Consider the following 6,101-nt stretch of genomic DNA (forward strand, 5'->3'; position numbering starts at 1 on the left):
GGCCGCGGTCGCGCCGGGCGGGGGCCGCGCCGGGCCAGGTCGGGGCCGGCGCCAGGGCGGTGGCGGAAGTCCCGGGTCCGATCGAGGCCCGGGGACCGCAGGCAGTGGTCAACGAGGCAGGCGGCCTCGCCGTGGACCGCCAGGTCTGCCCGGACGGGGTTCGACCGGGCGCGAGCGGGGAGACCGCTACGCTGGCATACCGTGCTCGTACTCGTGGTGGACTCCTCGACCCCCGCGGTGACCGCCGCGCTGGTGGAGGTCACGGCGGACGGCGTCGCGGCCCGCGCGCACCGGTGCACGGTCGATGCCCGGGCGCATGGTGAGCTGCTCGCGCCGCAGGTCGACGCGGTGCTGGCCGACGCTGACGCGCGGCCCGGCGACCTGTCCGCGATCGTTGCCGGGCTCGGTCCCGGGCCGTTCACCGGGCTGCGCGTCGGCCTGGTCACCGCCGCCACGATGGGGCAGGTGCTGGGCATCCCCACGTACGGTGTCTGCTCGCTGGACGGCATCGGCCACCCGGCGGCGGCCGGCGAGCCGGTCCTCGCGGCCAGCGACGCCCGCCGCAAGGAGGTCTACTGGGCGGTCTACGACGGCGCCGGCCAGCGCATCGCCGGGCCGAACGTGGACGTCCCCGCGGTCGCCGCCGAGCGGGCGCGCGACCTGGCGGTCACCGTCGCGGTGGGCGACGGGGCCCACCGGTACGCCGACGTGCTCGGCCTGCCGGTGCGGGCCGAGCCGCGCTACCCGGACGCGACGGCGCTGGCCGCACTGGCGGCGGAGCGGATTCGCGCCGGGGCCCCGAGCGAACGGCTTACCCCGCTCTACCTGCGCCGCCCGGACGCCGTGGCGGCGACCGGCCACAAGCCGGTCCTGCCGTGAGCGCGAGGAGTGAGCCGGGCCTGCGAGCCCCGCAGTCGCGAGCTGAGGTGATGCCGTGAGCGGGGTGCGGCTGAGCCGGTTCCGCTGGTGGCACATCGACCAGGTGCTGCCGATCGAGGCGGACCTTTTCGGCGCCGAGCAGTGGTCGCCGGCGATGTTCTGGAACGAGCTGGCCAACGGGCACCACTACCTGGTCGCCACCGACGACACCGGCGACGTGCTGGGCTACGCCGGGCTCGCCCTGGCACCGCCCGACGAGGCGTGGGTGCAGAACATCGCGGTCCGCCGGGACGCGCAGCGCCGGGGCATCGGCCGGGTCCTGCTGGAGGCCCTGCTCGCCGAGGCCGCCGGGCGGGGCGCCCGCAGCACGCTGCTGGAGGTCGCGGCGGACAACGCCCCGGCGCAGAAGCTCTACGCGATGTACGGCTTCGAGCCGATCGGGATCCGGCGCGGCTACTACCAACCGAGCAACACCGACGCGCTGGTCATGCAGCGGAACCAGGAATAACGATCATGGCTGACGAACCACTGATCCTCGGCATCGAGACCTCCTGCGACGAGACCGGCGTGGGCATCGTCCGCGGGCACACCCTGCTCGCCGACGCGATCGCCTCCAGCGTGGACGAGCACGCCCGGTTCGGCGGCGTGGTGCCGGAGGTGGCCAGCCGGGCCCACCTGGAGGCCATCGTCCCCACGATGGACCGGGCGCTCGCCGAGGCGGGGGTGACCATCGCCGACATCGACGCGATCGCGGTGACCTCCGGCCCGGGCCTGGCCGGCGCGCTGCTGGTGGGCGTGGCGGCGGCCAAGGGTTACGCGCTCGCCGCCGAGAAGCCGGTGTACGGGGTGAACCACCTCGCCGCGCACGTCGCCGTGGACACTTTGGAGCACGGGCCGCTGCCCGAGCCGGCGATCGCCCTGCTGGTCTCCGGTGGGCACTCGTCGCTGCTGCGCATCGACGACCTGGCCCGCGGGGTGACCCCGCTCGGCGCGACCATCGACGACGCCGCGGGCGAGGCGTTCGACAAGGTCGCCCGGCTGCTCGGGCTGCCGTTCCCCGGCGGCCCGTGGATCGACCGGGAGGCCCGGGCCGGCGACGCCGGCGCCATCGGCTTCCCGCGCGGCCTGACCGCCCCCAAGGACCTGGCCGCCCACCGGTACGACTTCTCCTTCTCGGGTCTGAAGACCGCGGTGGCCCGCTGGGTGGAGGCCCGGCAGCGGGCCGGCGAGCCGGTGCCGGTGGCCGACGTGGCCGCCTCGTTCCAGGAGGCGGTCTGCGACGTGCTGGTCGGCAAGGCGCTGGACGCCTGCCGGACCAGCGGAATCGAGACGTTGGTGATCGGCGGGGGAGTGGCGGCGAACTCCCGGCTGCGGGCGATGGCCGAGCACCGCGCCGCCAAGCACGGCATCCGGGTGCGGGTGCCCCGGCCGAAGCTCTGCACCGACAACGGGGCGATGGTGGCGGCGCTCGGCTCGCATCTGGTCGCCGCCGGCGTGACCCCCAGCCGGCTCGACCTGCCCGCCGACTCGGCCATGCCGCTGACCCTGGTCAGCGTGTGACGTGCCGCCCGCCGCGAACGAGAGGGACGCCGTGATCGTACGGATGTGGGAGGCGCGCGCCGAGCCGTACGGTTTCGCCGACCTGATCACCTGGGTCTGCGACCTCGTCCTGCCCGAGTTCGAGCACGACCCGCGGCACCTGTCCAGCGAGGTGTTCTCCTCCACCGATCACCGGCTGGTGGTGATCTCCAAGTGGCGGAGCAACCCCCGGGACCTGCCCGAGCCGCCGGCCATGCTGGTCGCCCGGCCGCCACACTCCTGGGACTTCACCCAGGTCGACCGCTGACCCGAACCGGTCGGCTGTCGACGGCTCAGACCTCAGACCTGGAGTGTGGGCGCCGGGTTGGGCCGGTTCCGGATCGTGGGGTCTGTTCCGGTCTTGACGGAGGGCACCCACTCCAGCCGGCCGTCGGCCTTGTACACGATCGGCACCGAGCCGGCCATGGCGTACGAGAGGTTGCCGTCGACCAGGTACTCCCGCGAGCCGACCTCGAAGACGTAGAACTCGTCGTTCTCCACGATGCGGCGATCGTCGAGGCAGTACGTGCCGAACGGCCAGTCCGATTCGGTGGCCCGGCGGACGATCTCCCGAGCCTGCTCGTAGGTGACAGCCATGACGCGTGATCCTATCCGGGTGGTCGAACGAACTCGGTGAGCCCGCCGGGCATGGGGATGTCGTCCAGCCGGACGAACGAGGGGCTGTGGCCCTGGGTGAAGTAGTGGCTGACGTCCTGGCCGGCGTTCTGCCCGTCGATGAAGCGGACCTTGCCGCCGACGTTCTCCACGTTGAACACGTGGCCACCACCGTTCGGCCAGCGGATGGAGACGACACCGCGGGAACCGGGGCCGAAGTTGTCGAACGCCTTCTCGATGTCGGCCTGGCTGCCCGGGCTGAACTTCCGGCCCCAGGTGTTCTCGACATCGGCGAGGGGCCGGCCGCGCCACGGGTGGAACTTGTCCGGCAGGGCGGTCGCCTCGACGTCGATGCCGCGTCGCCGCAGTTCGTACGCCTGGACGCAGTGGGTGCAGTTGGCGGAGTAGTGCGGGGTGCTCATGTCGAACTTGGGGTTGACCCGCTTGAGGTCGGCGGCGATCTGCCTCTCGACCTTGCGGGCCGCCCGCTTGGCGCCGACCTTGCGGACCAGCTTGAGCAGCCGCTTGGCCTGCTCCAGGATGTGCTTGAGCACCGACCGGACCTGCTGCACGATCATCTTGACCAGGCGTTGGCAGATCATCCGGGTGGCGGCGATGAAGCCGGGCACGGTGGTGGTGGAGGCGCCGGCGGTGACGATCGCGGCGGAAAGCGCCAGGGTCACCTGCACCAGCAGGATGATGAGCTGGACGATGAAGGCGATCTTCATGGCCAGCGTCATCGCCGCGAAGATCATCAACACCGCGCCGATGAGCTGCGCGGCGATCGCGTCCTCCAGCAGCCGCAGCTGCGGGCCGTCCTCCCGCTGCCACCACGCCTCGAACGCGTCGACGGTGTCGCCGGTGTTGTACCGGCCGACCGCCTTGGCGGCGCCGTTGGCGCGTTCCGCGGCGGCCTGCAGGGTCATGCCGAAGCTCAACCACTGCTGGCCGGCGGCGAAGAGCAGCTCCTCGTCGGCCTGCGGCCAGTCCATGCCGATCCAGCTCAGCGGCTCTGTCAGCTCGGCGGGAAGTTCGAGACCCACGGCTCAGGCTCCGAGGCGGCCGTGCAGCGAGCTGAACAGCGCGTCGGACGCCTGATCGGTCTCGACCACCTGCTGCGCCCAGTCGGCCAGTCCTTCGGCGGCGGTGAGCAGGAGCTGCACGTGCGAGCCGTACGTCTCCAGGGCGTGCGACAGCACCTCGGTGTACGCCGCGCCGAAGACCGTCCCCGGCTCGTCCGCACCCCACGGGTTTTGCGTGGTGACGGTGGCCTCCAGGGTGCTCAGGCCCGTCTCCAGCTCCACGGCGACGCCGGCGATCGCCTGCGCCGCGCCGGCCAGCACCTCCGGCTCGGTGTGCATCGGCTTCATCGGGCCCCCGTCCCGCCCAGCCGGTCCAGCCGGTCCGCGATCTGTTGCGCCGCCGCGGTGAGGTCGTCGAGCCGCCGCTGGGCCCCGAAGCCGAGGTCGTTGAGGAGCGGACCCAACCCGGCGGGCAGCGCCGGTGGCTCGGCGGTGAGCTGTTCCTGGAGCTTCGCCTGCACCTGGCCACGCGCTGCGCCGAACGCCGCCCGGATGGCCGCCGACAGGTCCGCCGCCGGCAGCCGCATGGCCCGCGGGTCGAGGTCGAGGGCGAGCAGGTCGCCGGTGCCGTCCACCTCGATGTGCACGAGGCCGTCGGCCGCGTCGGCCGCACCCCGTGCCGTCGTGAAGCGGTCCAGCAGGCCGTCCGGTCGGTTGTACGGGTCGGTCACGCGGTCACTCCATTCCGCAGAGTCGACTGTGGAGGGACGCGGGTCGCGTCCCGCCGGAAGCCTAGCGACCGCGCGCGACCGGGGTGGTCCCGCCGCCCGCACGACCGGTGCGACCTGCGTCGCACTCCCGCTGACCGGCGGGAATTCGTTGGCGCGCCGCCTCGGCGTTCGCCTAGCGTCGGGTGGTCATGCGCTTCTCACCGGCCGGCGATCCCGGCACCCCGGACCACCGGTCCGCCACCCGTTACCTGGTGTGGCTGGCCGGACGGCACCCGCTGCTCTTCACCGGCGCCATCGTGCTCGCCGTGGTCTGGATGGTCGCCCAGGCGTTGATGCCGGCCGCCGTGGGTCGCGCCGTCGACGCCGGTCTCACCCACCGCGACCAGGACGCCCTGCTCGGCTGGGGGCTCGCGCTGCTGGGGCTGGGCGTGCTCCAGGCGGGGGCCGGGATCCTCCGGCACCGCTGCGCGGTGCACAACTGGCTCGGCGCCGCGTACCGGACGGTGCAGGTCACCGTCGAGGCCGCGAACCGGCTCGGCGCCGCGCTGCCCCGCCGGGTCGCCGCCGGCGAGGTGGTCGCCATCGGTACGGCCGACATCGAACACATCGGAAGCGCCATCGACATCACCGCCCGGGGTACGGGTGCGGTCGTCGCGATCGTCACCGTGGCGGTGATCCTGCTGGACGCCTCGGTACCGCTCGGGCTGGTGGTGGTGCTCGGCGTGCCGCTGCTGATGGGCGTGGTCGCGTTGCTGATCCGGCCGCTGCACCGGCAGCAGCAGGCGTACCGGGAACAGGAGGGCCGGCTGACCGCCCGGGCCGGGGACATCGTCTCCGGCCTGCGGGTGGTGCGGGGCGTGGGCGGGGAGCCCCTCCTCTCCGCGCGCTACCGCGCGCAGTCCCAGGCGCTGCGCGCCGACGGTCTCCGGGTGGCCCGCGTCGAGTCGCTGCTGGAGGCGGCGCAGATCCTGCTCCCCGGCGCGTTCCTGGTGCTGGTGACCTGGCTCGGCGCCCGGTTCGCGCTGCGCGGCGAGATCAGCGCCGGTCAGCTCGTCGCCTTCTACGGCTACACCGCGTTCCTGGTCAGCCCGCTGCGCAACCTCACCGAGGCGGCCGACAAGCTGACCCGCGGGCACGTGGCCGCCCGGCGCGTGGTCCGGCTGCTCCGGCTCGCCCCGGAGCTGGTCGACCCGGCCCGCCCGGTGGCGCTGCCCGCCGGCCCCGGTGAGCTGGTCGACGTCCGGTCCGGGCTGGTGCTGCGCCCGGGCCGGTTCAC

At 73.5% G+C, this 6,101-nt stretch carries 9 protein-coding genes; 5 read left to right on the plus strand and 4 right to left on the minus strand.

Annotated elements, in window-relative coordinates; all coding sequences use genetic code 11:
* Positions 1-201: 201 nt before the first annotated feature.
* From tsaB to DKL51_RS03145, 4 genes are read left to right on the plus strand one after another with little or no spacing between them, the layout of a single operon-like run.
* Complete coding sequence (gene tsaB / locus DKL51_RS03130) at positions 202-879, plus strand: tRNA (adenosine(37)-N6)-threonylcarbamoyltransferase complex dimerization subunit type 1 TsaB (RefSeq protein ID WP_109943188.1); 678 nt, start codon at positions 202-204, stop codon at positions 877-879.
* Between the two features lie 55 nt (positions 880-934).
* Entirely contained in the window at positions 935-1,387 is a 453-nt protein-coding gene (gene rimI / locus DKL51_RS03135; protein ID WP_185734688.1) for a ribosomal protein S18-alanine N-acetyltransferase, read from the plus strand.
* A 5-nt stretch (positions 1,388-1,392) separates the two neighbouring features.
* A complete protein-coding gene (gene tsaD / locus DKL51_RS03140; RefSeq protein ID WP_109943189.1) occupies positions 1,393-2,439 on the plus strand; it encodes a tRNA (adenosine(37)-N6)-threonylcarbamoyltransferase complex transferase subunit TsaD in 1,047 nt (348 codons plus the stop codon).
* 31 nt (positions 2,440-2,470) lie between these two features.
* Positions 2,471-2,725, plus strand: coding sequence for a hypothetical protein (locus DKL51_RS03145; protein WP_109943205.1), 255 nt, complete (start codon positions 2,471-2,473; stop codon positions 2,723-2,725).
* Positions 2,726-2,757: 32 nt separating this feature from the next.
* On the opposite strand, the gene DKL51_RS03150 is transcribed toward DKL51_RS03145, so the two are convergent.
* From DKL51_RS03150 to DKL51_RS03165, 4 genes are read right to left on the minus strand one after another with little or no spacing between them, the layout of a single operon-like run.
* Positions 2,758-3,054, minus strand: a complete 297-nt coding sequence (locus DKL51_RS03150; RefSeq protein ID WP_109943190.1) for a hypothetical protein — start codon at positions 3,052-3,054, stop codon at positions 2,758-2,760.
* Between the two features lie 11 nt (positions 3,055-3,065).
* Positions 3,066-4,115: a toxin glutamine deamidase domain-containing protein gene (locus DKL51_RS03155; protein ID WP_109943191.1), complete on the minus strand. Its 1,050-nt coding sequence runs from the start codon at positions 4,113-4,115 to the stop codon at positions 3,066-3,068.
* Between the two features lie 3 nt (positions 4,116-4,118).
* Positions 4,119-4,442 carry a hypothetical protein gene (locus tag DKL51_RS03160; RefSeq protein WP_109943192.1) on the minus strand — a complete coding sequence of 108 codons (324 nt, stop codon included), beginning with the start codon at positions 4,440-4,442 and terminating at the stop codon, positions 4,119-4,121.
* Positions 4,439-4,825: a YbaB/EbfC family nucleoid-associated protein gene (locus DKL51_RS03165; RefSeq protein WP_109943193.1), complete on the minus strand. Its 387-nt coding sequence runs from the start codon at positions 4,823-4,825 to the stop codon at positions 4,439-4,441. The genes DKL51_RS03160 and DKL51_RS03165 overlap by 4 nt, the downstream gene beginning before the upstream one ends.
* Before the next feature lie 188 nt (positions 4,826-5,013).
* On the opposite strand from DKL51_RS03165, the gene DKL51_RS03170 reads away from it, so the two are divergent.
* Positions 5,014-6,101 (plus strand): ABC transporter transmembrane domain-containing protein (locus tag DKL51_RS03170; RefSeq protein ID WP_148097712.1); only part of this gene is annotated, 1,088 nt, incomplete at its 3' end.

Origin of the sequence: Micromonospora globispora (genome assembly GCF_003857015.1) — a bacterium.
In the GTDB taxonomy this organism is placed as follows: domain Bacteria; phylum Actinomycetota; class Actinomycetes; order Mycobacteriales; family Micromonosporaceae; genus Micromonospora; species Micromonospora globispora.

Coding starts and splice junctions, on each gene's coding strand:
- DKL51_RS03160 (WP_109943192.1), bottom strand. CDS start 4,442: ATGAAGCCGATGCACACCGAGCCGGAGGTGCTGGCCGGCGCGGCGCAG.
- tsaD (WP_109943189.1), top strand. CDS start 1,393: ATGGCTGACGAACCACTGATCCTCGGCATCGAGACCTCCTGCGACGAG.
- DKL51_RS03150 (WP_109943190.1), bottom strand. CDS start 3,054: ATGGCTGTCACCTACGAGCAGGCTCGGGAGATCGTCCGCCGGGCCACC.